Annotated in this window: 29 protein-coding genes; 1 reads left to right on the top strand and 28 read right to left on the bottom strand. The window is 65.8% G+C overall.

The genetic code is table 11. The features are described from left to right. The first annotated feature begins 195 nt into the window (after positions 1 to 195). Complete coding sequence (locus E3C22_RS18245; protein ID WP_134763304.1) at positions 196 to 726, top strand: hypothetical protein; 531 nt, start codon at positions 196 to 198, stop codon at positions 724 to 726. A gap of 69 nt (positions 727 to 795) precedes the next feature. Here E3C22_RS18245 and E3C22_RS24910 read toward each other — a convergent pair whose 3' ends face one another. The 28 genes from E3C22_RS24910 to E3C22_RS18110 form a co-directional block, all read right to left on the bottom strand. Further along, positions 796 to 918: a hypothetical protein gene (locus E3C22_RS24910; RefSeq protein WP_280987955.1), complete on the bottom strand. Its 123-nt coding sequence runs from the start codon at positions 916 to 918 to the stop codon at positions 796 to 798. Continuing rightward, positions 918 to 1,253, bottom strand: a complete 336-nt coding sequence (locus E3C22_RS18240; RefSeq protein WP_134763303.1) for a phage tail assembly protein — start codon at positions 1,251 to 1,253, stop codon at positions 918 to 920. Before E3C22_RS18240 ends, E3C22_RS24910 begins: the two co-directional genes overlap by 1 nt. Before the next feature lie 12 nt (positions 1,254 to 1,265). Then, a complete protein-coding gene (locus tag E3C22_RS18235) occupies positions 1,266 to 1,778 on the bottom strand; it encodes a phage major tail tube protein (RefSeq protein ID WP_134763302.1) in 513 nt (170 codons plus the stop codon). Between the two features lie 76 nt (positions 1,779 to 1,854). Further along, positions 1,855 to 3,297 (bottom strand): phage tail sheath family protein, encoded by a 1,443-nt coding sequence (locus E3C22_RS18230; RefSeq protein ID WP_134763301.1) that lies wholly within the window; start codon positions 3,295 to 3,297, stop codon positions 1,855 to 1,857. A gap of 99 nt (positions 3,298 to 3,396) precedes the next feature. Next, on the bottom strand, positions 3,397 to 3,822 hold the full coding sequence (locus E3C22_RS18225; RefSeq protein WP_134763300.1) for a hypothetical protein: 426 nt from the start codon (positions 3,820 to 3,822) through the stop codon (positions 3,397 to 3,399). Between the two features lie 19 nt (positions 3,823 to 3,841). After that, complete coding sequence (locus tag E3C22_RS18220) at positions 3,842 to 4,606, bottom strand: hypothetical protein (RefSeq protein WP_134763299.1); 765 nt, start codon at positions 4,604 to 4,606, stop codon at positions 3,842 to 3,844. Positions 4,607 to 4,619: 13 nt separating this feature from the next. Then, the gene (locus E3C22_RS18215) at positions 4,620 to 5,180 is read right to left on the bottom strand and encodes a phage tail-collar fiber domain-containing protein (protein ID WP_134763298.1); all 561 of its coding nucleotides are present in this window, start codon (positions 5,178 to 5,180) and stop codon (positions 4,620 to 4,622) included. Beyond that, positions 5,180 to 6,040 (bottom strand): phage tail protein I, encoded by an 861-nt coding sequence (locus E3C22_RS18210; protein ID WP_134763297.1) that lies wholly within the window; start codon positions 6,038 to 6,040, stop codon positions 5,180 to 5,182. Before E3C22_RS18210 ends, E3C22_RS18215 begins: the two co-directional genes overlap by 1 nt. Next, complete coding sequence (locus E3C22_RS18205) at positions 6,028 to 7,041, bottom strand: baseplate assembly protein (protein WP_134763296.1); 1,014 nt, start codon at positions 7,039 to 7,041, stop codon at positions 6,028 to 6,030. The genes E3C22_RS18210 and E3C22_RS18205 overlap by 13 nt, the downstream gene beginning before the upstream one ends. Further along, positions 7,038 to 7,424 (bottom strand): GPW/gp25 family protein, encoded by a 387-nt coding sequence (locus E3C22_RS18200; RefSeq protein WP_134763295.1) that lies wholly within the window; start codon positions 7,422 to 7,424, stop codon positions 7,038 to 7,040. Before E3C22_RS18200 ends, E3C22_RS18205 begins: the two co-directional genes overlap by 4 nt. A 4-nt stretch (positions 7,425 to 7,428) precedes the next feature. Next, positions 7,429 to 7,638, bottom strand: a complete 210-nt coding sequence (locus E3C22_RS18195) for a hypothetical protein (RefSeq protein ID WP_134763294.1) — start codon at positions 7,636 to 7,638, stop codon at positions 7,429 to 7,431. Positions 7,639 to 7,642: 4 nt separating this feature from the next. Then, a complete protein-coding gene (locus E3C22_RS18190; protein WP_134763293.1) occupies positions 7,643 to 7,906 on the bottom strand; it encodes a PAAR domain-containing protein in 264 nt (87 codons plus the stop codon). Further along, positions 7,906 to 8,445, bottom strand: a complete 540-nt coding sequence (locus E3C22_RS18185) for a phage baseplate assembly protein V (RefSeq protein WP_134763292.1) — start codon at positions 8,443 to 8,445, stop codon at positions 7,906 to 7,908. The genes E3C22_RS18190 and E3C22_RS18185 overlap by 1 nt, the downstream gene beginning before the upstream one ends. Continuing rightward, positions 8,429 to 9,205 (bottom strand): hypothetical protein, encoded by a 777-nt coding sequence (locus tag E3C22_RS18180; RefSeq protein ID WP_134763291.1) that lies wholly within the window; start codon positions 9,203 to 9,205, stop codon positions 8,429 to 8,431. The genes E3C22_RS18185 and E3C22_RS18180 overlap by 17 nt, the downstream gene beginning before the upstream one ends. Then, on the bottom strand, positions 9,206 to 9,583 hold the full coding sequence (locus tag E3C22_RS18175; RefSeq protein WP_134763290.1) for a hypothetical protein: 378 nt from the start codon (positions 9,581 to 9,583) through the stop codon (positions 9,206 to 9,208). It lies immediately after the preceding gene. A gap of 1 nt (position 9,584) precedes the next feature. Continuing rightward, entirely contained in the window at positions 9,585 to 9,833 is a 249-nt protein-coding gene (locus tag E3C22_RS18170; RefSeq protein WP_134763289.1) for a hypothetical protein, read from the bottom strand. A gap of 2 nt (positions 9,834 to 9,835) precedes the next feature. Further along, positions 9,836 to 10,861 carry a major capsid protein gene (locus E3C22_RS18165; RefSeq protein WP_134763288.1) on the bottom strand — a complete coding sequence of 342 codons (1,026 nt, stop codon included), beginning with the start codon at positions 10,859 to 10,861 and terminating at the stop codon, positions 9,836 to 9,838. 16 nt (positions 10,862 to 10,877) lie between these two features. Beyond that, the gene (locus tag E3C22_RS18160) at positions 10,878 to 11,255 is read right to left on the bottom strand and encodes a head decoration protein (RefSeq protein WP_134763287.1); all 378 of its coding nucleotides are present in this window, start codon (positions 11,253 to 11,255) and stop codon (positions 10,878 to 10,880) included. A gap of 14 nt (positions 11,256 to 11,269) precedes the next feature. Continuing rightward, a complete protein-coding gene (locus E3C22_RS18155) occupies positions 11,270 to 12,598 on the bottom strand; it encodes a S49 family peptidase (protein ID WP_167591811.1) in 1,329 nt (442 codons plus the stop codon). 10 nt (positions 12,599 to 12,608) lie between these two features. Then, on the bottom strand, positions 12,609 to 12,842 hold the full coding sequence (locus E3C22_RS18150; RefSeq protein WP_134763285.1) for a hypothetical protein: 234 nt from the start codon (positions 12,840 to 12,842) through the stop codon (positions 12,609 to 12,611). Continuing rightward, complete coding sequence (locus E3C22_RS18145; RefSeq protein ID WP_245515053.1) at positions 12,842 to 14,482, bottom strand: phage portal protein; 1,641 nt, start codon at positions 14,480 to 14,482, stop codon at positions 12,842 to 12,844. The genes E3C22_RS18150 and E3C22_RS18145 overlap by 1 nt, the downstream gene beginning before the upstream one ends. 92 nt (positions 14,483 to 14,574) lie before the next feature. Continuing rightward, positions 14,575 to 16,695 carry a terminase gpA endonuclease subunit gene (locus tag E3C22_RS18140; RefSeq protein ID WP_134763283.1) on the bottom strand — a complete coding sequence of 707 codons (2,121 nt, stop codon included), beginning with the start codon at positions 16,693 to 16,695 and terminating at the stop codon, positions 14,575 to 14,577. 11 nt (positions 16,696 to 16,706) lie between these two features. Next, positions 16,707 to 17,357: a hypothetical protein gene (locus tag E3C22_RS18135; protein WP_134763282.1), complete on the bottom strand. Its 651-nt coding sequence runs from the start codon at positions 17,355 to 17,357 to the stop codon at positions 16,707 to 16,709. A 213-nt stretch (positions 17,358 to 17,570) separates the two neighbouring features. Beyond that, positions 17,571 to 18,197, bottom strand: a complete 627-nt coding sequence (locus E3C22_RS18130) for a hypothetical protein (RefSeq protein ID WP_134763281.1) — start codon at positions 18,195 to 18,197, stop codon at positions 17,571 to 17,573. A gap of 135 nt (positions 18,198 to 18,332) precedes the next feature. Next, a complete protein-coding gene (locus E3C22_RS18125) occupies positions 18,333 to 19,169 on the bottom strand; it encodes a hypothetical protein (RefSeq protein ID WP_134763280.1) in 837 nt (278 codons plus the stop codon). Positions 19,170 to 19,921: 752 nt separating this feature from the next. After that, positions 19,922 to 20,371 (bottom strand): Arc family DNA-binding protein, encoded by a 450-nt coding sequence (locus E3C22_RS24530; protein ID WP_167591810.1) that lies wholly within the window; start codon positions 20,369 to 20,371, stop codon positions 19,922 to 19,924. Further along, positions 20,368 to 20,628: an Arc family DNA-binding protein gene (locus E3C22_RS18115; RefSeq protein ID WP_134763279.1), complete on the bottom strand. Its 261-nt coding sequence runs from the start codon at positions 20,626 to 20,628 to the stop codon at positions 20,368 to 20,370. Before E3C22_RS18115 ends, E3C22_RS24530 begins: the two co-directional genes overlap by 4 nt. Before the next feature lie 91 nt (positions 20,629 to 20,719). Then, entirely contained in the window at positions 20,720 to 22,873 is a 2,154-nt protein-coding gene (locus tag E3C22_RS18110) for a phage/plasmid primase, P4 family (protein ID WP_134763278.1), read from the bottom strand.

The following is a 22,873-nucleotide window of genomic DNA, read 5'->3' as shown; positions in this document are numbered from 1 at the left end:
TAGCCTGGAGGATAGAGTTGCCATGGAATCAATTTCTCTGGTGAGAGCTGCGACTGACGGCGGGTAGACGTAGGACGCTGCGACTATTTATATTGTTTGCACCGTAAAAGACGATCTAAGCCCGCGTGCTTAACCCGTCCTCCTGATGACGCGTGGTGTAAACCACGTTCACCGTTAAAACCGGCAGAGGTCACTGTGGAAGATTTCTTTTCTGAGAAATACAATATTCTTCTAAAAGAATGGCAGATGGCTTCCGACAATATCGGTCGGTTCGATACGCTAATATTTATTATAAGAGGCTGGTCCGTCGTCACGGCATCAGCGGTAGTAGCTTATGCGTATCAAGGAAATGATTCATATCCTTGCCTGTTGGCAATCGTACCAATTATATTTCTTTGGTATATGGATGCTTTGTTCAAGTCATTTCAACGAACTTTTGTTCAGCGAAGCCGTAAAATTGAAAACTATTTGGCCTCTGAGCAATTTCAATTTGATTTCGAACAGCGAACAGCACCTCGTTTTCGCATTCCAGAATTAGCAACAAGCTTTGGTAAGGGAACTTTCTGGAATCGCATTGCCGACGTGCTAAAGTCCGCCTTCATTCGAAATGTAGTTATGACCTACGCCTTTCTCATAATTCTGCTTCTAGTTTCGTTTGCGTTGATACCCAATGCATCTAGTGCACATAAGGAAAGCGCCCCATCTACGGTTGAGTTTTCTGGTTAAATCGCAACGACGTGCGTCGGAACTATCCTCCGACTTCATCTTCAGCAACGATCTTCTGAAAACGTTATCTCACCCCTCTTCGCTCCGACTGAGTTCCACCAACGCGTCAAAGTAGGCGAAGAACCGGTCGGCCTCCCATTCCTCGACGTCGTCGATCCTCTGATGGCCGTTCACGCAGAACGACAGCACCATCACGCGGAAGCCGGATCGTCCGCTCCGTCCTGAAGCCCGGCGATCGCTTCTGCGACCGCCTTCTTCCCAGACTTCCCCATGAGGGGCGCCACCTTGAGCGCGATCTCGGTGAAGTTGTCGGTGTCGAGGTTCTCGATCACCTGGATCGGCACGTCTGCCATCGAGGCATACATGGCGCAGGACTTGCGGAACTCGCCGGTCACGGCATCCGCCTTGATCATGTCCTTGACCTTCATCTTGCGGAAGGTCAGCTGGGAATAGGTCTTGCCGTCATGATCGAACGGCTCGCCGATCGGCACGGTGACGGTCGTCGCGCTGGCGGTCTTCTGGTTCATGTCTTTGGTCCCTTAGACGTAGCGCAGCGCGGTTGCCTTGAACGGCTGCTGGCGGACACCGCCGATGGTGACGTCGAGATCGTCATAGGCGTAGAGTTCGCGGCCATCGACGACCAGGCGGCCGGAATGGACCGTCAGCTCATATTCGGCTTCGGCCTGTTCGCCGGCCTCCCAGTCGCCGAAGTCCTGCTTGATGAAGTCGGCGACCATCTCGTACTGGGCGCCGTGCTCGCGACCGTCCTCGCTTTCCAGATAGCCATAGGCGACGATGTTGCGGTTGTGGCCGTTGATCAGCCCGAAGAGCGAGATCACGTCGGGATCGAAGGCCGTCTCAGTGAAGGTGGTGCGGGTCACTTCGTAGCCCATCGTCACCTCGCGCGGCTTGATCATGCCGTTGTTGCGGAACTCCTCCATCTTCCGCTCGAGGACGGGGATGGTGATCTGCTTGCACTGGCCGATGCGCACGTCCCCTTCGATGGAGAGCGAGCAGTTCTTCATGATGAATGCGGGCTTGCGGGAGGCCATGGCCTGTCTCCTTGCGCTCTGTGGCGGGGCGGCCGTGCCTGGCCACCCTCAAGTGTTTCGATCAGGGTTGCGGTGGTCAGAGGGTCGCGCCGACCTCCACCTCGCCGGAGACCTGCGAGTAGAGGAGCTCGTAGGCGACGGTGAAGTTGCGGTAGGCGGTGATGCGGATGTCGACGATCGGCGCCGGCACCTCGAACTTCATGCCGAACTTGACGATGCCCTGGACGCCGTCGCTCGCCGACTGCCCGTTGAGCAGCCAGAAGTCGCTGCCGGGCAGTAGGAACTGCTCGGATTCGAGACCCCGCAGCGCGTTGCGGCCGGTCATCACCATGTTGTCGAGCTGCGCCAGCGTCTGCGGCCGCCCGACGAACTGCAGGAAGGCCTCCTCGATCGACTCGTTGACGAGGTCGGTGACGCGCACCACCGGGATGAACTGCCAGATCGGATCGTCGGCGCAGGTCCACACGCCCCACGCCCGGAAGCCGCCGGCGCCGTCGATATTGCCGCGGTTGATCACCGTGTTGACTCGGTTCTGGTTGAGGTAGTTCGCCTCCTCGCCATACTCGACGGGCCGGTTGACGCCCTGGATGCCGCTGATGATGACGTTGGATCCGGCGAAGACCGCGCCCTTCTCCTTGTCCATCTTCGCCTGCAGGCCGGCATAGATGGTCGAGAGCGCGCGGGGATAGGGAACGCCGTCGATCGACTTCAGCACCCGCGGGTCGCAGAAGGCGACGCGCTTGGAGCCGATCAGGAGCCGCGCCTGCACCGCCTGCTGGTTGGTCCCGTCGGGACCGTCGGTGTAGATCATCGCCCTCAGCTTGTCGGCAACGCCGATCGCTTCGGCGAGCACCGGGTTCAGCACCGAGCCGATGGTGCCGGCAAGCACCGCGCCGGCACCGGAGCCATTCGGGTCGACGATCTGGAAGGTCAGCGCGCCGGTGTAGCCCCAGCCGGGCTTCGTCACCACGACACCGGTGATGGCGCCGCCGGTGCCGATGATCGGCTCGAACTCGGCGCCCTGCCCGGTCGTGCCGGAGACGGTGATCGTCGTGTCGGCCGAATAGTTCGCGCCTTCCGTCGTCACCGCGACCGAGGCGATGCCGTCGGCGGCGCCAGACGTGGCATAGCCGGCCATGGCGATGAGCTTCGGCCGCGGCAGCCCCATCGAGGTCGCCTTGAGCAGGGCATGGATGCCGGTCCGGGTGGCGAAGTCGCCGACCATGTTCGCGGTTGTCGTCGCGGCGGTCGCGCCCTTGTCGACCATCACGACCACGATCTGATTGATCGTCTGGTCGTAGAAGGAGTCGATCTCTTCCTTCACCGCGTCGGGCAGCCCCGCCGCGTCGGAGGGCTTGGCGACGAGGAAGGGCCGGTCGAAGGCGTAGCCGGTGGGAAGGTCCCCGGTCGCGATCGGAATGACGAGCCCGCCGACCGACGTGCTGCGCAGGCGAACGACCGTCGCCTCGTCTCCGCTCTGGAAGACACGGCTGCCGTGGTGGAATTCAACAGAGGCCATGCCGGCCCTCCTTTGCGTCTCGGTTTGCGGACATCAAAAAGCCCGCTCGAGGCGGGCGTCGTGGCATCAGGGTCTGGGGTTGCGATCGATGCGGGTCGGTCAGTGCCGGTCGAAGAGATCGGCCATCTCGGCCGGGCAGTCCGGCCAGGAGGCGTCGGCCTCGATATCGGTCGCCGAGATGAACGGCGCTGCGCCGAGGAGTTCGAACTCGGCCGCGATCGTCGCGACGGTGTCGCGCATCGCATTCACCCAGTCGACCCAGCTCTGCAGGCTGGCGAGAAGGTCCTTCTCGTCGTCGGTTCGCGAAGCACTGGTCTTCGCCGCGGCGGCCGCCGCCTCCATGGCGACATTGGTCTGCGCCTCCGTCGACGCGACGTCGTAGATGCGCCGGGAGCACTCTTCCTTGGCTGCCCGCGTGCGGTGGATGCGAACGCCGTCCGCAATATCGGTCTCGGTCAATCCATGGGCACGCGCCCGGTCGATCGAGATGTCCTGCAGGCGGCCGCCCGTATAGGTGTCGGTCATGGTCTCTCGCCTCTTTGGGTCAGATGGTGGTGACGTTGTCGCCGGTGAGGAGCCACGGCAGGCTCGACGGCGCGACGCCGGCGGTGTTCGTCTGGCGGTCGCTCCAGTAGCCTTCCATGGCCGCGCCGCCGAGGGTGTTGCCGGACGTGGCAAGGATCAGCGGCCGCCCGGTATGGGAGATCAGCCGGCCCAGCGGCGAAGCGGGCCGGTAGATCTGCGAGTTGATGATCGCCACACTGACGAGCCCCGCCTCGACGCTCGGATTGACGCGGATGACATGGGCGGCGGAGCCGATCGAGCGGGCGCCCTGCGTCCCGACGGCGGGAAGCTGGAAGTCCACCTGATTGAAGACAAGGGGCTGCGAGCCGATGCGGAAGCCGTGGGTGTAGCGAACCGAATTGTCGCTTGAGAAGGTGCCGTCGGCGAGGAAGGTCAGCGGATAGAGATGCGAGCCCTCGCTCTCGATCCTGAGCGGCCGGTCGACATTGGTCAGCTGGCGCACCTCATAGGGACCGAGCAGCCTGACGGTCGTGCGCCCGGCAGATGGCGCGACGGCGAGCGCCTTGGCGATCGTGGCGAAGGGGCTCGCCTGCGTGCCGGCATTCTCGTCGTTGCCGTTCGCCTGGTCGACATACCAGGTCGAGGTGAGCTTCGAGATGAGATCGGCATAGGTTCCGTGCAACGCCGTCATCTTGGCGTTGGCGGTGTTGGCGATCTGCTGCGGCAGATCGAGCAACAGTCCGGCCTGCGACGTGAGTGCGGTGACGCTGTCTTCGAGGGCCATGAGGTTCGCTCCGTCAGTAGAAGAAGTGGGATTCGATGGTCGGCGTCAGGCGGATCACCTCCGTCTCGACGGCGCGGCGCTGCAGGCGGATGATCTCCGCGCTCTGGTCGATGATCGGGGTGACGAAGAGGAGCTGCAGGCTGGGTGCCTGCGCCGTGACGCTGATCGAACTGGTCGGTATGCGTGACAGCTCGACCGTCTCCATGAAGATGAACGGTACGCCGATTGCCTTGTAGCCGATGTTGAAGGCCGGATCCGACCAGAGCGCGAAGAGGACCTCCGAGCCGTTGGTGCTTTCGATGAACAGCCCGACCTCGCGCACCCAGCCTTGCGCGTTGCCGTCATACATCGCCTCGAGGAAGAGCACCCTGCCCTCGCGCGAGAGATTGGAGATCCCGAAGCGGGCGAACTCGTCGGCGAGCGCGGTCTCGTTGCCGACCGGCGTATAGCCGGCGTTGGAGGCGCCTTTGCCGATGGCAAGCTTGGTAAAGCGGATCGGCTTGTCGGCCTCGACAAGGGCGGCGGCTGCCGCCAGCCCGCCATTGGTGACTTCGTATTTGAGAGCGAGGGGCATTATCGAAGGCTCCAGTTTCCACGATGCGCGACGACGCTCTCGCCGCGGGCGGATAGACCCGCCAGCGCCAGGATGATCCGGTTGATCTGAGTTTCGGCGGAACGCCGGCTGGCGGTGATCGGAGCGCCCGCGACTGCCGCCGAATGAGCGTCGGCTAGGACGCGTTCGGCATCGGCGGTTGCCGGCAAACGCGACACCTGGACGCCAGCCCCGGCCGTCAATGCGCCTGGCGCCGCCTCGCGGATCCGCTGATGCTCATGCGTTGCGTCGTGCCGCTGGACCTCGACCGCCTCACCGACGGTCGCAGCGCCGAAGCCGCCGTCGATCTTGACGCCGAGCCGGAAGTCGAAGACCCGGGACTTGGGCTTGGCGCCCCGCGTCGCGGCGATCGCATGACGCTGGACCTTCGCATTGAGCACCGACAGCTCGTCGTCATAGATATGCTCGTTGACATAGACCGTGATGCGGAAGGTGCCGCGGCGCCCGACGGTCGTATCTTCCCACCATTCCTCGATCTTAATCGCGAGGCGCATGGCGGTCAGCGCCTCCTCGACAGCCGCCCGCGTTCCCTTCAGGCGATGAACCTGAGGTGAGGCGGCGATCACGTCGCGCTTGACGGCCTCCGGCCAGCGATCGTCCCAGGTGTCGACGGAGAGCGCCCAGGCGAGCCACGGCAACAGCGCTGCCGGGCAGGTCTGAGGATGCCAGACCGTCGCGACGATCTCCGGCTCGGACTTTGCCAGCCTTGCGAGTTCCGCCGTCAGGACCGCCCGCTCGATCGGCGTCGCATTCGGCGGCAGGAGTTGCGCGGCGATCGGCTTTTGCAGCGCGACCAGTGCGTCGATCGTCAGCTCTGCCATGAGCCCTCCGATTGCACCGCCCTGACGGTGATCGAGGTGCAATTCGGCGCCTGTTTGGAGCCCCCGCCGACATCGCTCACCGGCGAAGCGAGCGCGACGGACTCGACGCCCGAGACATAGCCGGCACCGCCAATGCCAAGGCGTTCGGCCTTGAGGCCGACCCGGCGACGCGCGGCGACATACCGCTCGATCCGGGCCCTTGCCTCGGCAATCAGCGGCGTCGGATCGGCGCCGGCGCGATAGGTCACCACCATCTCGACCGCATAGTCGACGACCTCGGCGGCCTCGATCCGGACATTGTCGCCGATCGGGCGGACGTCCCGGGCGGTGGCCGCCTTGTAGGCCCGCGACAGGAGCGGAGCATCCGCCGCGCCATAGGCTTCGGTGGGGAGGATGGCGATCAGCACCTCCGGCGCCAGCACCGGGTCGCCGTCATTGCGCCCGGCAAAGGCCGTCTGCCGCTCGCCCTCGGACCAGGCGTCGGCGTGAAGCGTGGCGGAATAGGTGACGGCATCCTCTTCGGAATAGACCGCCGCATCGGCGATATCGGGCTCGCCGTCGAGCTCGAGCACATGAAAGAGGTAGCCGCCCTCCGGCCCGGCGGTGGAGAAGGCCTCCGGGGCAAGCGCGATCCGCTGGCGGAAGCGGTCGTCGGCCTCGGTGACCGTGCTGCCGTCCTCGGCCACATCGACGGCGCGAGAGATGCCGTAATAGGTGGCGCCGATATGATCGAGCGCATCACCGCGCGCGGTGGCGAGTGACAGCGATCGCATCGCCTCGTTGATGCGCTGGTCGATCAGGATCTCGGGATAGGCGCCGCCCTCCGAATAGGCGATGCGATAGGGATCACTTTCGAGGCCCTGGACGTCATAGGCGATGTCGTGAGCACGCAGCGCCGCGGTGTAGAAGTCGACGCGGGTGGCCTCCGTTGTCTCGTAGCTGACGGCGACGAGCGGCAGGTCGCCGAGCGCCGAGAGGTCGGGCGAGACGAAGCGGGTCATGCGGCAAGGTTTCCGAGCTGGACGATGCCGACGGCGTTGTCATTGGTGACGGTGTAGTCGCCGAGATGGCCGCGCGACATGTAGGCGCCGACGATCTCCAGAGACAGCTCACCGGTGGCGGTGGCCAGCTGGATCTGGCAGCGGGTCAGACGGAAGCGCGGCTCCCAGCGGCGGAGCGCATTCACCGCCGCCGCATAGACCGCAAGGATCGTGGCATCGGTCATCGGCCGGTCGATCAGCTCCGGGATCTCGGAGCCGAACTCCCGGCGCATCAGCCGTGAGCCGATCGGCGTCGTCAGGATGACGCCGATCGACTGGACAACGTGATCCCAGCCGGTCGAGATCGCTTCCGTCGTCCGGCTGAGGCCTGTCGATGCCGGCATCGGATCAGCTCTCGGCGCCCTGCTTGCCGCCGGCCTTGGGATCGGTCTTCGGAGCAGCCTTGCTCGTCCTGGCCGCGGTCGGGTCGGCAATGCGCCCTTCGTCGATGAAGCGGCGCGCCTGCTTGGGGTTCAGCTCGATCGAGCCGCCCTTCCTGTAATAGTCGCCGAACAGGAAGCCTGCCTCGGTGACCTCATAGCTCTGCTTCGCGTCCATGACTTCAGACCTCCGGTGATGTTGCCGATGCGATGATGACGGCGCCGCATGCGCAGACCGAACCGTCCCGAGCGGCCTCTGGCCCCTCGAAGTGAACTTTGGGCGAGACATTCCCGACGATCGGGTTCGGCCCGTGCCAAAGGCAGGAGAACATGTCGCCCTTGCGTGCGATCAGCCGCCCGTTGTTGGCGTAGTGGCGCTCGCAGGACGTCGTGATGCTGCCGGGATGGGTCGCGCCATCCCCGAGCGTTGCGGCCGGTGTCGGCATCAGTTGAAGCGAACCACGCCGCCGGTGTTGAAGATCACGTCGCCGTCGGTGTCGTGCTCGCGCGAGCCGGCGCTGGTCTTTTCCTGATTGGCGATGGTGACGCGCCGCGACTGCTGGCTCACCGTCTCGTTGCCGCCCTTGTCGAGGACCGACCTGAAGAGTCCGTCCGAGATGTCGGTCGCAAGCTCCCCATTGACGTTGTGAGGCCGCGGCCGCCCCTCATGGAAGTCGCTCATCTCGATCCACCCGTCGGTGATGTCACCGGATTCCGAGACGACCTCCACCCACTGCCCGATCGTCGGCTCGCACTGGATGCGCACGCCGCCGGCAGACAGCGCCTTGGTCGGCAGCCACGGGCTGTCGAAGGCCGGTTCGTCCCCGGCCTTCTCCCGGAAGCGCACCCGGTAAAGGCCCTCCTCCGGCTTCTCGTCGAAGATCTTGCCCTTTCGCCGCCGGTTGCGGTTGCGCCGATCCTGCTCGGCCTTTTCCTGGACGAGCCAGGGGATCATCGACAGGACGTCGTCAGGTGACAGAGCCATCGCGATCGTCCCTGACGGTGTAGGCTGCGATCGGAGCGGCAAAGCGCCTGGCATAGCCGAGCGCCCTTGCCTCGGCTTCGGTCTGGCCGAAGGCGGCGCGCATGAGATCCGCCGGAACCTGCTCGGCCGCCTCGCCCATCATCAGGGCGACAACGGGAGAGAGGTCCGGCAGCTGCGCGTCGACCAGCCGCCGGAACCGGACGAAGGCAGACGTCTCGGCCAGCTCTTCCGCAAAGACCGGATCGGGCCTGGCCTTGACGATCAGGCGAAGCTGCCGCGCCGCCCGTCGGACGCCGTCGTCCTGCGAGGCGATCCGCCGGCGCTCGACCCTTGCGACGCCGTCGATCAGCTTGCGCCAGCACTCGGCCCATTCGGAAGTTGGATCGGACAGCCGCCGCTGGATCTGCGTATCGAGGACGTCGAGGGTTGCCTCGAAGGCGTCGTCGGTCGCCGGAATGCCGACGCCGACAATGCTGCTTTCGCCGTTCTCGTTGGTCTCGGTCATCGCCGATGTGATGCCGCTCTCGAAGTTGATCGCAAGCTCGCCGTTGCGGCGAAGATCGCGGGTGTCGGCACCGGTCTCGACGCTGTCGTCGGTGAAGATGTCGAGGAAGACGCGGTTCTCGTCGATGCGCAGCGTTCCGTCCGCCGCGATGTCGATGGCGCCGATGCGCGAGTTGCGGACATTTTCGCCAGCGATCGTGCCACCCTTCAGCGCCTCGACCGCACAGACGCGAAGGGCAAAACGGCAAAGCGACACTTACGCCTCCACGAGCCTGAGAATGAGATCGCCGGCGTCGCGATCATTGACTGCGGCCACCTCGTAGAAGGGCTGCCCCGTCCGATCCATGCAGCGGATCTTGTCGCCCTCCCGGATCTGTGGCCCGGTATAGGTGGCCCGGGTGATGCGGGCTTCCGCCTCGCTGGCGGACACCCGCGTTGCCCAGGCCTCGGCGCCGCCACCGGACGCATTGCTGGCCTTCTCGGTGCCGTGCCGCACCGCGCCGGCGAAGGGATGCTGTGGTCGCTCCAGATCGACGCGGCCATCCTTCAGTGGGAAGAGCCGCAGTGCCTCGTTCCAGACCATCGCGCGCCCGCGCCTTGCGAGCGCGCGATAACGGGCATCGAGGGCAGCCATGTCAGGCCTTGAGAGCCGCGAGGATCTCGGCCTTGGTGTCGGAGGCCTTCACCGTGACGCCGCGGCGCTCGGCCTCGGCGATCAGCTCGTCCTTCGTCATCGCGTCGAGATCGGCGCCGCCGTCTCCCGATCCGGCAACGTCCGGGGGAGTGTCGCCGGTCACGGTCTGCGAGCCTTCGCCGGAGCCATCGAACTGGCCGGCCTTGCGGAACTTGCCGGCGTAAAAGCCGGGCTTGGTCACCATCCCCATGGTCAGGCCGCCTTCGCCCGGAGGAGCATCTCGGGGCGGGTCGCGATGAACAGCGGATAGCTGTAGATCTCGACACGGTCCCAGGCGTCGCGGCCCGACTTGTCTTCCAGCATCAGGCCGTAATATTCCCGGCCGCGCTGGTTGAGATACGGCTTGAACTCCTGCGCCGGCGCATAGCCCACCTTGAAGGCGCCGCGCATCCCGATCGGGAAAAACCGCGCCTTGTCAGTGCCGATGGCGATCGTCGAGCCATCGTCGGTGCCCCGGTAGTTGATGAAGGTGATGCCCTCGATCTCGATCGTCGAGAACCCTTCCAGGTTCTCGAGAGATGCCGCCCGTTCGGTGCCGAGCTTGGTCTCCTTGATCTGCGGGTGGTTGACGAGGAGATCGAAGAAGGTGTCGCCGACGAGCGCCCCGACACGGGTGCTCGGCGACCACAGGCCCTTCGACTTCACTGCCATCTGCCGCTTCACGTCACGACACTTCTTGCGGACGTCGGTGGTGTCCGTCGTCAGCGCAAAGTTGATCTCGGCGGGCTCGGCGATCCCCCATTCGGAATGCCAGTCGACCAGCGTCGAGCCGTCGGAATCGAGCACCTTGCCCTGAATGGCGCCGAAGCGCATGTGCTCCCAGGTCAATTCGAGATCGTTCATGATCTCGGCCGTCCGGTCGCTAATTTCCTGGGTGACGTCCCGCGTCTGCAGGTCGAAGGGCAGCGCCAGGACCCCAGCCAGTTCCGCCGCATAGACCGTCGACCCCTTGGCGAGACGGGCCGTGTTGAACGTGCGCAGCCGCGCCCCTTCCGGGATCAGCTCTTCCGGCGGCGCGCCGAGTTCGGAGGTCGGGATCAGCGTCAGCGTCCGATCCCGGTCGGCGATCGCGATAGTGCGCGAGCGCGAATAGATCGGCTCGAAGATGCCGAGCGAGCCCAGAAGCTGCGGCCGGAATTCGACGCGCTCCACGATCTCCTCGTGGAAGTCGACGGCGCCCCAGCCGTTCTGGGTGAAGATGTCGGTGACGAGTGCCATGGCTCCTGAGCCCTCCTTATCGGCCGATGATGCCAGCCGAGGCGAGAGACGCCATCGCTGTGGTTTTCTCTGCGTCCGTGGTGCCCTCGGCAAAGACGAGGACGTCGGCATGGACCTCGGTGTCGCGGACCGTCAAAGTCCGGCGGACGTCGGCGTCGGTGGCGTCGCAGCCCTCGAAGAGGATCGCGGCGGCATTCTCCGAGCCGTCGGCCCCATCCGGATCGAAGGGGACGTATTTGTCCGTCGCCGTGACCTGGCCGAGAACGGCGCCGGCCTTCAGCACTCCGGCGCCGCTGGCGATCACCCCCTGCTCGCGCGAGCGGTACATGCCATGGGCTTCGGACACGATGTAGTGGCCCGCTCCGATGAAGCGGTCTTCGGTGAGGATCGCCATGGATCAGACCTCCTTTAGCGGCGCTTGCCCATGCGGGCGTTGGTGCGGTCGACCGCGGCGGCAAGGACGGACCTGTCGCCCTTCTTCATGCCGCCACTCCCGGCCCTGCTGTTGAAGCCCATGCCGGCTCCCAGGATCGGCTTGTCGTCATCGTCGGCCACACCGTTCGGCGCGGCAGCGAGGGCCGACTTCGCAGCCTCGACGGCCATACCGCCGGAAGCGAGAGCCTTTGCCAGACTCTCACGGCCCTTGGCTTCGTCGAGCGCCAGGATCGCGTCGGTGCGCTCGCGGTCGGCCTTGTCCTTGCGAAGCTGCTCCAGCTCCTCGGCATTGGCCTTCGCCGACGCGCTGGTCTGCGCCTCTTCCAGCGCCTTGATCTGACGCTTCAGCTCGGCATTCTCGGCGGCGAGAGCGTCCGCCGGCTCGTTGTCAGCCATGGTGGTCTCCTTTGGGCTGGTTTGCGCCGAGGCGGGCGCCTTCGGCTTGTGAGGCGCTGTCCTGCGCGGACCGGAAGGGATGGCGCGCGGGCGAACGTCGCCCTTGGCGAGCTTTGCAAGGGTCTCTTCGAAAGAGCCGAGGCTGTCGGCCATGCCCGCGGCAACCGCCTTTGCACCGATCAGCACGGACCCGCCGCCGAACTCTGCGACGACCGTCTCTTCCGCAACGCCGCGATTCTTTGCGACTGCGGCGACAAAGACGGCGGCCAGATCGTCGGCCACCCGCTGATATTCCGAGGCGCCCTCTTCCGTGGCCGGATCGGACCGCTTCTTCGGCGACTGCGAGGAGACGAACTCGAACCGGCGGATCCCCATCGCCTTGTCCTGCTCGGAATGATCCGAAAGGCCGACGATGACGCCGATCGATCCGAGGTTGGCCGACGGATCGACGACGATCTCGTTGGCCGCGCTTGCAAGCCAATAGGCCGCCGATGCTGCCGTGCCGCCGACATAGGCCGCGACCGGTTTCGTCGCAGCGGCGATGGCGCTTGCAAGCTCCCCGCATCCGGCAACGGCGCCGCCAGGCGAATCCACATTCAACAGGATCGCCGCAATGTCCCGGTCGTCGAGGGCGACTTGAAGATCGCGGCGGGCGATGTCGTATGACGTTGCGCCGGAGAACTCGGTGAAGAGGTTCGCGCGGCGAAAGAGCGGTCCTTCGATGTTCAGGATCGCGACCTGGCCACGCTTCTCCAGCGTTTCCGACCGATTGACCGCTTCGGACCGGTAGGCCTCGAGAGCCTCCGGCGTAATGTCGTTCTCGCGCGCCGCGATCGTCAGGATCTCTTCGAGCGCATGCGGAAGAATGGCCCATGGCGTTCCAAGGGCTGCCGTCAGTGCTCGCATGTCGCTCTCGTCACCAGGCCCGCGACCGCGCCGCCATGGCGTATCGCGAGCGTTTGCCCTTTGCCGCCGTGCATTGCGTCTCGGCATAGCGGATCGCCCGCTGCAGCTCGGCGTCGCTCACTTCGAGGAAGCGGACCATGTCCGGCCCGAACCGGGTCTCGGACACCTGCCCGCCGGAGACCCGGGCGAACTCGATCTCGCGCAGCTGGCTGACGCGGGCGCACCAGTCGATCTCGTCGGCCATCAAGCGGCTTCCACTTCCGTGTCGTCGAGGCTATTTGCAACTTGCTCGTCCAGAGCGGCGGCCTGCGGGTCTTTCGCTGGATCGCGATTGCCATCCAGCGCTCCGCCCTGCGGGCCGCCAGACCCGCCAACGGAGCGGCCGAACGGCGTCGGCAGTCCGGCCTTTTCGAGCCGGTCCTTCTCGCGCTCGATCTGCGCCAGCGTCTCGGACGGGTTCTTGCCGGCGGCCGCCAGCTCGTCGGTGATCGACGACTGATAGGTCTCGAGCCGCACCTTGACCGCCATCGCCGCCTTGTAGTCGTCGGCCGTCGGCTGCGCCGGGCCTTGGAACTCCGCTTGGAACACCGCCTCGCGGTTTGCCGCAAAGGCGCGGTAGCCGCCCTTGAAGGCGATCCTGCCTTCGCGGATGCTCTCCTGGAGCCAGCGCTCATAGATGCCCTGGACGAAGGGAACCGCGATCCGCTCGCGCCGCCGCATCACGATCGGCCAGATCGACGCCCAGGCCATCCGCACGCTCGAATAGGTCGCGCTCGAATGATCGCCGGTGAACGCCTCGAAGGTGATCCCGATCGCCCGTGCCATCTCCTGCGCGAGATGCTTCCAAAGCGCGACATAGTTGTCCGACCGCTGGTCGGCCGTGACCATCTTCAGGTCTTCGCCGGGGCCGAGATGGGCGATCCGCGCCGGGTCGTTCAGCGCCAGCGATCCGTTCTTCAGCGCCTCGATCCGCTGGCTCCAGACCTCGACGAAGTCCGCCCGCAATCCACCGATGAACGTTTCCCACTCCTCCGCCTTCTCACCCGGCGGCGGGACTTCAACCAGGCCCTCCAGCACCTGCAGTGCCTGGAAGGCGGTATCGCTCGGCTCCGGCGAGTTGATCACCGCGGCAAAGGCCGACTGCATCAGCGCCACGGCAAGTGTCGCATCAGCGAGCTGGTCGCTCTGCGCCGCGGCTCGCAGCATCGGCGCCATCGGCGAGATGCCCCGCGGCGTTCCCGGGAACCGGCCGCGATCCATGACGTGGATCACCGAGGCGGCAGCAACGTCATAATCGACCTCGAGCCCACCCTCGCGGCGCCGGAAGCGATAGACCGTCGGCCGCCCATGGGCGTCATGGAAGATGCCGCCATCGAGACCTTCGAACTCGCGGGTCACCCGCGGGCAGCGGTGCGAGGCGACGAGCGTCACCTTCAGCCCGCTGCGGCATCCGGCTCGCTGCCGCTGGCCGGTGGAAAGGCTGTCGAAGATGGCGAAGGCCTCGCCCGTCGCAAGGTCCGAGCGGAGCACCGCATCGGTCATCTCCGGCACGCTCATCAGCCCGGCGAGGTCGCATTCCTTCGGCGCATAGGCATATTGCCGCCACATCACCTCGACATTGCGGCACCAGCGGTCTTCGTCCTCTTGCGAGTAACCGAGGCCCTGCAGCTGAGCCCGGCAGTTGAGCTTCAGCTCGACGCCGATCGTGTCGGCAAGCACCTGGTTGACGGCGCCGGCGAGCCAGCCGGAATTGTGGATGAAGTCGGTCGCCAGCGCCGCGGCTCGCATCGCCGATTCATAGACGTCGATCTTTGCGTCCCGGGTGATCGCCCGCTTCGTGCCGAGCAGTCCGGTGCGGGTGTCGCGCAGATAGCGCGCGCTCACCGTCGGCGCCTTCGAAACCGGCGGCGTATCAGCGCGAGCAGCCGACCCCGCCTTCACGCGAATGCGCGGTTTCAAATCAGACATCCATTTGCCTATTGGTACGTGTTCCAGCGCCCGCGGCGCGAGGGTCGCTCCGACCGCGATGGCGTGGCGTCGCCGGATTGAGCGGCGACGCGAGCCCGGCTTCTCTCGAACGGGCTTTCCTCGGCCACCGAGAACAGATCCTCGGCGCCAGGCAGGCGACCGTGCACCGTGATCAGAAGATCGCCCCAGCGCTCAAGCGTCAGTCGCTTGCGCCGCTCGAGATGCCAGCCGATGGCGGTGGCGTAGACGGCGCAGTCGAACCAGTCATTCTTGCGGCCCGGCAGCTTCTTCCACTCCCGTGCCTTCTGCGGGCTGATCAGCCGGGCCTTCCGCCCAACCGATGTCTGGATGCTCTCTTCGGGATCGACGAGCCGCTCGGCCGTCAGCTCCCGGGCGAAGTCCTCGTTGCAGATCGAGGGCGCCACATGCAGCGTGTTGCGCGGCCAGGTCCCGGTCTCCTCCGACGGGCCGGCGATCCGATTGGCAATGCCGCCGACCACCTCGGTCTTCACGTCGTAATTGCCGACCGGATAGAGCATCACGTCGGCGATCTTGCGATCGAAGCGATCCTTGACCTCGCGCTTCACCGGCGTGCCGAGCCAGGCAAGGCCCGGCTTATGGCGCCCGTCGAGCGGCACGACATTCGCCCGCCCCGCGCAGAACCGGTAGACGCGGTCTGTCGCAAAGCCGGAGTCGACGCCAGCAAACTCGATGCCGAGTGTCTCCTCGCCGCAGGTCGGATAGCGCTCCTGCAGGGCATCGGCGAGCGCAATCCATGGCTCGTCGCTGCGGTCCGGTTCACCCTCGAAGACCTTCGCGTCGATGATCCAGCGCTGACCGCGCGGCCCGATCGCCATGACGATCATCTTGATCGCATAGCCCTGGACGTCGGCGGCCGCGACCAGCAGCCCCGCCTCCTGCGGGACCATCCGTGCCTCGAAGGGCCGGGCTGTCGCCGCCTCGACCACCTTCTCCCAGTCGAGCAGCAGCCCGCCCGGGTCATAAGGCTCGGCAAGATCCTGCTGCGAGAACACCCGCATCTTCGCCGCGTCGTTCAAAGCGTCGGCGTGCCGCGCCATGATGTCCGCGAACTTCTCCCGCGGCGCATAGGCCGCCCAGAGATGGTAGCTCGGCTGCCAGTTGCGGCACCGCCCTTCGCAGGGGTCGCACCGCCAGCGCTCGATCGCCTCGGCACTCATCGCCTCGGGAACGCTTTCTTCGCCCTCCTCGACACGGCAGGCAATCCAGACGCCGCCGGCAAGGAGATCGGCCTTGTGACCGTCGAGGATCTTCCCTTCGCATTGAAGGCAGACGATGTGCGCCGGGCCCGCCTCGCTCTCGCCCCGCATCTGCGCGAAGGTCAGCACCTGGAACGTCCGGCAGTGCGGACATGGCACATAGTAGAAGCGCTGGTCGCCGGCCTCGAAGTCGGCGGTGATCGCGCATTCGCCGGCATAGCCCGGGGTCGAGCCCTGCCATTCCTTGGCAAGATCGCCATACATCTTCTGGCGCGCCCGCGCCTGGTCGCGCGGACTGCCGCGGCCATCGACATCGGCCGGATAGCCCGTCACCTCGTCCATTGCGAGATACTTGATCGAGACCATCTGCAGCCCCTTCGACGAGCCTGCATTGACCACCTGGGCATAGCCGCCGGCGAACCGCTTGTAGCTCGTCGTCGAGCCTCGCTCGTCGCGCGAGGACACCGGCTTGACCTTATGATTGATGCGCGGGCTCGCATCGATCGTCGGCTGCAGCTTGACCCGGTTAAACTTCGTCGCCTCCTCGAGGGTCGGCAGCACGATCATCATCGAGCCCGGTGCCTTGTCGACGATGTAGCCGAACCAGTTCTCGATCGCCGTCGACTTGCCGAGCTGCGCCGCCCATCGTGCCGTCACCCGCCGCGCCGGATGGTCGGGATGCAGGCAGTCCTGCGGCTCTCTCAGATACGGCACCCGGTCGGTGCGGAACGGGCCCGGCCAGGGCGAGCCGCTCTCGCCCGACACGATGCGGTAGCGATCGGCCCATTCCGAGATCGTCAGCTCGTCGACCGGCCGGGCGGCAGCGGCAAGTGCCCCGAAGAGCACCGCGCCGCCGTCGGGCAAGCTCTCGAAGTGAGCGCGCGCGTCCATTCGGCCGGGTCCTACTGGAGCTGTGAGCTTGCCGCGGCCGCCTCGTCGCCATCGAGGTCGCGGGCGTCCTTTGCCCGGCGCAACTCGTCGAGGCGCGACAGCATCTCCTCGTGGAAGGCCTCGAAGCCCTTGCGGGTGAATGCCTTGAAGGCCTGCCGAGCCTGGCGCTCGTCCCAGCCGTATTTGACCGACACCTGCGCCGCCTCGGCTTCCACCGCCCGGTCGAAGGCCAGCTGCATCTTCGAGATCGCCTCCTGACCGGCTTCGAGCACCTCCGCCGTCGGCGTCAGGAGGCGGCGCCGCTCGGCAAGCTCCATCTCCCGAAGCTCGGCATCGGCCATCGCCTTGCGCGCCGCGCCGTCCGACTGCGTCCCGGTGAAGCGCCGTCTGCCGTTCGACGACGAGCGGGTGGCCGCTCCATCAGGTCCCACCGGCGCGGCACTGAGAGAAGCGACACGCTCCACCGGCCGCAGCCGGATGTTCTCGCCGCGATGCGCCTCGAGCGCCTCATACTCGACCAGTGTCGAGCGGCCTTCGCGCCGGGTCGGCAGCGCCTCGCCATGTTGCTTCAAATACCGCGACAGCGTCGAGCGATCGAGGCTGTCGCCCGCTTCGCTCAGCCTGCGGGCTGCCTCGGTGATCGACATCCAGCGCTCGCTCATGGCCGTTCTCGCCGGGCCCGTCAGGGCTGCCGCCTGATCCTTTCGATGCGCCGGCTTCGCCGGCCAATTCCGCGTTCGTGCATCCGTTCGTGCGCTTGCGTGCATCGCACGTGCACCCGTGTACCGCTTTCCGGCAGACCTACTGGCCAAATCCCGGGAGCAGGGCTGCCCGCGCGGCTTCGGACAGCCGATACGGTCCCTAACCCCGGGGGGTCAGAAGCTGGTGCCGCCGGTCAGATCCTGCAGCTTGCGGGACCGCGCCGCCTCGTGAGACAGGCGCTCAGAGAGCACCGGCCCCATCTTTTGAAAGGCCTGCGCCGTGGCGCCCTTAACCATCTCGTTCGGGATGACGACACCGGACTTCGAGAGCGCCAGTGGTTTGCGCGAGGCGCCGACGCGGTGCATGACATGCCCGCCGGCGACGAAGCCGGAGCGGCCATCGGGCCAGCGGCCGCCGCGCAGGAAGGCGCCTGCATAGACCGTCCGCGTGTTCCACGGCTTGGCGACAACGCCGCCATCGCCCTCGACCGGCGAGAACTCCTTCAGCGGGATATCGCCGCCCGTCCCGGTGATGACGTATTCAAGGCGCCCGCCGAAACCGCCGGCCTTCGGATTGCCGCCGGTCGCCTTCGAGACCTTCAGCGCCCGAACCACCCGCTTCTGCTTGAGGCCGGTCTGTTTCGCCAGCATCCGCTTGACCTGCGTCCGGCCCTTGCCGCCGGTGTGGTTCAGCGCCCGCTTGGCGATCACCTGAACTTCACCTTCCGACAACGCCGAGAGGACGTTCGAGAAGCGCAGCAGCCCATCGCCTTCAATCCGGAGAAAGGCTGTCGGCGCCACAGCGATCACTCCAACAAAAAACGCCCCGGCCGGTCCGTCATGGACCCCGAGGCGTTCTGATCTTTTTCTGCGTGCTCTGTATCCGCCAAATTTCAGTCGCAGGTCAAGTGGGCTCACGAAAAACAGTTGCGCGCCTCAGCCCGCAGCGCGCCGCAGACCGGCGTCTTGGGCGGTTTCGCCGAATTCGAGCCCGGCGCTCTGGGCCGCCTCCCAGGGGAACAACGGCAGGCTGGAGCCTTCGACCTCATGGGCCGCCAGCGCCCCGTGCTCGCCCGACTGCAGCCGCGCCGTCAGGTCGGCTAGCCCGTAGACATAGGCCTGGTAATCCAGCCGGTCGGCAACGAGGCGCGCCGGATCAGGCGACAGCACGGTCTTCTGATAGGCGCCCGGAAAGGGTCGGCGCTTGACCCGGTCGAAACCGTCGATCTCGACGACCAGCGCCGCGCGGCCTTCTCCGGCAGATTGCGGCGCAGCGCGGAACCAGCGCGGCTTTCCCTTCGGTCCGGTCACCGTCCGCCGCGCCACCTCGCCATGATCGCCCCAGCCCGGCGCCCGCCCGAGCATCGCCGAGCGCACGATCAGCCCCGGCATGCGGCCAAGCCGGGTATCGAGTGCCAGCACCGCGCCCCGGCGATGGCAGTCCGTCCGCTCGGCATCGCTCAAGGGCTCGCCGTCGACGATCACGCCGCCGAGCACGTCCCAGTCCTCGCCGGCGTCGAAGGAGATGTCGGCCATCGCCTTTACCGCCCGGCCGACGATCACGGCGTCGGGATGCGGCTCGCTCTCGGCCGAATAGTCCGGCACGCAGCCATAGTGATTGCAGCTGTCGACCAGCGTCAGAAGCTCGGTGAAGTCGTTCATCTTCCCCCAACCCGATTGCGTCACCAGGCTCGAAACCGTGCCCGACCCAGCCTTTGGCAGTTCCTGCCGATAAGCCCAGGTCAGCAGCATCTCGATATCGATCCGTTTCATCGTCGTCTCTCCAACCCGGAACGACCTTGCGTCCCTCAATTCCGCCGTTGCGTCCCTGATTTTTCGCCTTGCGTCCCTCAGATCAAAACCGTCGCCTTTTCCTATCCATCTGTTTTCCTTGGTGGTTTCGAAGACGGTTGAAAATGATAGGGACGCGAGGGGCGCTAGGGACGCAAGATTTCGCGTTACGTGTAGAGCTGGCAGCGATCGTTCTTTTCGCTTGTTCAGGCGCGCATGAGTGATCGCGCGCCCGCGCCCACACCCATGTGCACGCCAAACCCGGAATTTACCGTCCCTAGCGTCCCTAGCGTCGCAAGCCGTTGAAACCCCACACCCTTTTTCAGGGGCGCAAGCGAAACGGCAGGCCTTCTTGCGTCCCTCGCGGCCCTGTTCCCGCCGCCGGAAGGGCGCAAGACGGGCGTGGGCACGCCATGATGACAAAGGGTGCGGGCCGGGCGGCTCATCTCGGCACAGCCTTGTTCCGGAACTCGCCACACCAGTCGGCGGCGAAGGTCACCGGCCATCGCTCAGGCACGGGCATGGGCGGCCCGCGTCGACAGAGACCGGCATGGCCCATCCCGAATTCGATCCCGACAACGAGCGTCTCCTCCGCGGCGGAGACGCAATGCTCGATCGCGGTTTCCTCGCTGCCGACCGGCCGCCGGTCCCAGAACCTGCAGCCTCGGCATGTCTCGTCTTCCCTCATGCCGCAAACTCCTGTGTCCGGCGGTTGGCTGTGAGTGGGAAGGCGCTCATGAGGCATCTCCGAGAAGCCGATCGAGTTTTGCCTCGATACGGGCAAGGCGGTCGGCCTCGCCGTTCAGCGCCGCCGCGACGATCGCGGACACTTCGGCGTTCATCGATCGGCCGTTCGTGTCAGCCCGTTCTTTCACCGCCTCATACATCCAGGCCGGAAAGCGGAATCTGGTCTGCGGGTCGCCCCGCTGCGTAGCGACGCGTTTCATTTGAAAATCCTCCGGTTCGCTCACAACCTCGCCGAAGCTCGCCAGAAGGCGAGCGATAATCTCGCTGTTCATGCTGCGGTGATTGGCGGCGGCCGCGTCTTTGAGGCGATCGCGCAGGCCGCCAGGCATCCGCGTCATGAATTTCGCTTGTTCAGCCTGCGGATCGTCGGGGTGTGATTTTGGAAAGCGGATGGTGAAAACATCAGCGTTTTCGCTTGGATAGGCTTTTCGCATCATGACCGCGCCTCCGGTGTATCCCGAGCCAGCCTGATGCGGCGCTCGACTTCGGCTTCGATGTGCTTTTCGATGATCTTGGCCAGGTCGATCGGAAGCGCTGGTGCGCCTTCGATCGAAGCTTGAAGAACCGCCACGATGTGAGAGTTCATGCTGCGGTGATTGCCCGCGGCCGCGGCCTTCAGACGACCGCGGAGACCGTCGGGCAAACGGACCTGGAATTGGTCGGCGTTGCTGCTTGGATTTCCCTTGCGCGCCATCACGCTGCTCCTTTCAAATAAGCGTGCCAAACACCGGTCTCGCCAGCTTTCTCATTCTCGAACGAGGGCGGGTGGGTATGCTCGCGGACAATCACCGGTCGCCCCCGTAGCCTGGCGGATAGTCGCCACCGCCGGCGCGGAACGCGTCGCGCAGCGCCAGGCCCTTGTAGACAGTGGTCCCGACCTTCGCCTTCCAGAAGCTCTTCATCTTGCCGTCCGGCCCTTCCCAGCTCTTCAGCGCATAGTCCGGCAGCCGCCTGGAGAAGGTCGCCTGCTTGAATTCCGCCGCGCCCTCGCGCCGCGCCCAGAGGCCGTAGGCGTCGAACAGCTCGGCCGGTGTCAGCATGTCGCCCTCGAGCCCCGTGACGATCACGGCCGCGCGGATGAAGCCGCCGATCGGGTCCGACTCCTCGCGATAGGCCTGGGTCGCCTCGACGATCTTCGCCGGCGGCGCGAGGCCGTAATTGAGAAACTCGAGTGCGCCCTCGATCAGCCAGCGGAAGACGCCCGGCGCCTCGCGCTTCAGCTTCATCGGCAGGGACCGATCCACCTGGTCCTTCGGAATCTGCTCCTCGAAGGGCACGAAGTGGACGCGCCGCCAGATGCCGTCCGACGTGTCGTCGATACGGGGCTTGTGGTTGCCCGACAGGACGATCTTGAACTGCGGATCGACCTCGAAGAAATCCTGATGCAGCCGGCGAACCGGCATCTTCTCGCCCCCGGTCAGCTGCTTGATCAGAGCATCCTTGAGCTTCACGCCCATTTCCGGCTCTGCCGCGAAGACGACGCGGGCGCCGGGAAGCCGCGCAAGGTCGGGCGTTGCCTCGGCGCCGCCGCGGCGGGAATCGCCGGCGAAGCTGTCGATCGAGAGCGTCACCGCATAGTCGGCGAAGACGTGGCTCATCAGGTCGGTCAGCGTCGATTTGCCGTTGCGCCCGATGCCGTAGAAGAAGACCAGGCACTGCTCGCTCGTCAGGCCGGTCAGGCAATAGCCGAAGAAGCGCTTGAGGAAGGCCCGGATCTCAGGATCCGGCTGGACCGTCTTCAGGAAGCGGTCGAAATTCGGCGCCATCTCTTGCCAGTCCGGCGGCGCCTCGGCGTCGAGAGGCGGGCCGCCATTGTGGCCGATGCCAGGCGCCTCGAACGGCACCAGCTTGGTGATGTAGTCGTCCTGTCGGTGCGGGCCGCAGGCGAGCGTCCAGACATATCGCGGATCGTCGGGATCGCTCTCCTCGTCCTCTCTCTGCACGAAGCGCAGCGTCCCGCCGAGGCAGTTCAGCGCCAGCCGATCGGCATTGAGCCCTTCGACGAGGCGTGAGCAGTGCGGTGCCGCCTCGGTCAGCATGTTGTTGATCTTGGTGGTCCCGGCGGCCGACTTGGCATGGCGGAAGCGCGAGGACATCCGGCCCGCGATCGCCTCCTTGGCCTCCTCCATCGCGGCGATACGATCCTTCAACGCTTCCGCCTTCGCCGTTTCCTCAGCTGTCCACCCGCCGCGCCCCCGCGCCTTGATCGCGTCATCGATCGTCTTGCGTTCACGGGCCGCCGCGGCGCCCGCATCGACATGGTCGGCAAGCCCCGCCTGTGCGGCGGCATCGTCGTCGCCAAATGTCTTGGCGCCGCGCGCCCGGCGTTCGAGGTTCAGCCGCTTCAGCGTCGTCTTTGCCGCCTCGCCTTGGGCCGCGACGATGGCGAGGCGATCGAGCGCCGCCCGCTCTTCCTCGTCCGGCCGGGCGGCCTTGGCCTGGCGCTTGTCGACCGCAAGGCCGAGCGCCTTCAGATCCTCGCGCGCGGCCTTGCCCGCGACGATCGCCGCGATCTCCTCTTCAGAACCGTCGAGGCCATAGGCTTCGTCAACGATCAGCTCGGCGGTCTTCTGGGCCAGCGGGCGGACGATCGATCCGTCCTCGTCTTCCTTCCAGCGCTTCCCGTCATAGCCGTGCCAGCCGACCCGGGCGACGAACAGGATCCGGTCGCCATAGCGGATGAGCAGGCGCCGGGCATTGCCGATGTCCGTCTCCGGCTCGAGCCGGCATTCCTCGAGCATCTCCTCCGGCGAGAGGACTGGACCGCTGCCCGCCGGCTCGTCAGGGTCGCCAGAGTGAGGCGCCGCGCCGAAACCGTCAAAGGGGGATGGGGCTCGGCGCGCCGGCGTGTTCGGCGATGGCGCCGAGCCTTCGGCCGACAGCCCCGCCCGCTTCAGATAGGCGAGAACGATCTCGCGCTGGTCGATGTTGGAAGCCAT

Source organism: Jiella endophytica (assembly GCF_004519335.1).
In the GTDB taxonomy this organism is placed as follows: domain Bacteria; phylum Pseudomonadota; class Alphaproteobacteria; order Rhizobiales; family Rhizobiaceae; genus Jiella; species Jiella endophytica.
Note: the sequence above shows the minus strand (reverse complement) of the source record. Positions and strands in the feature narration are given on the sequence as shown.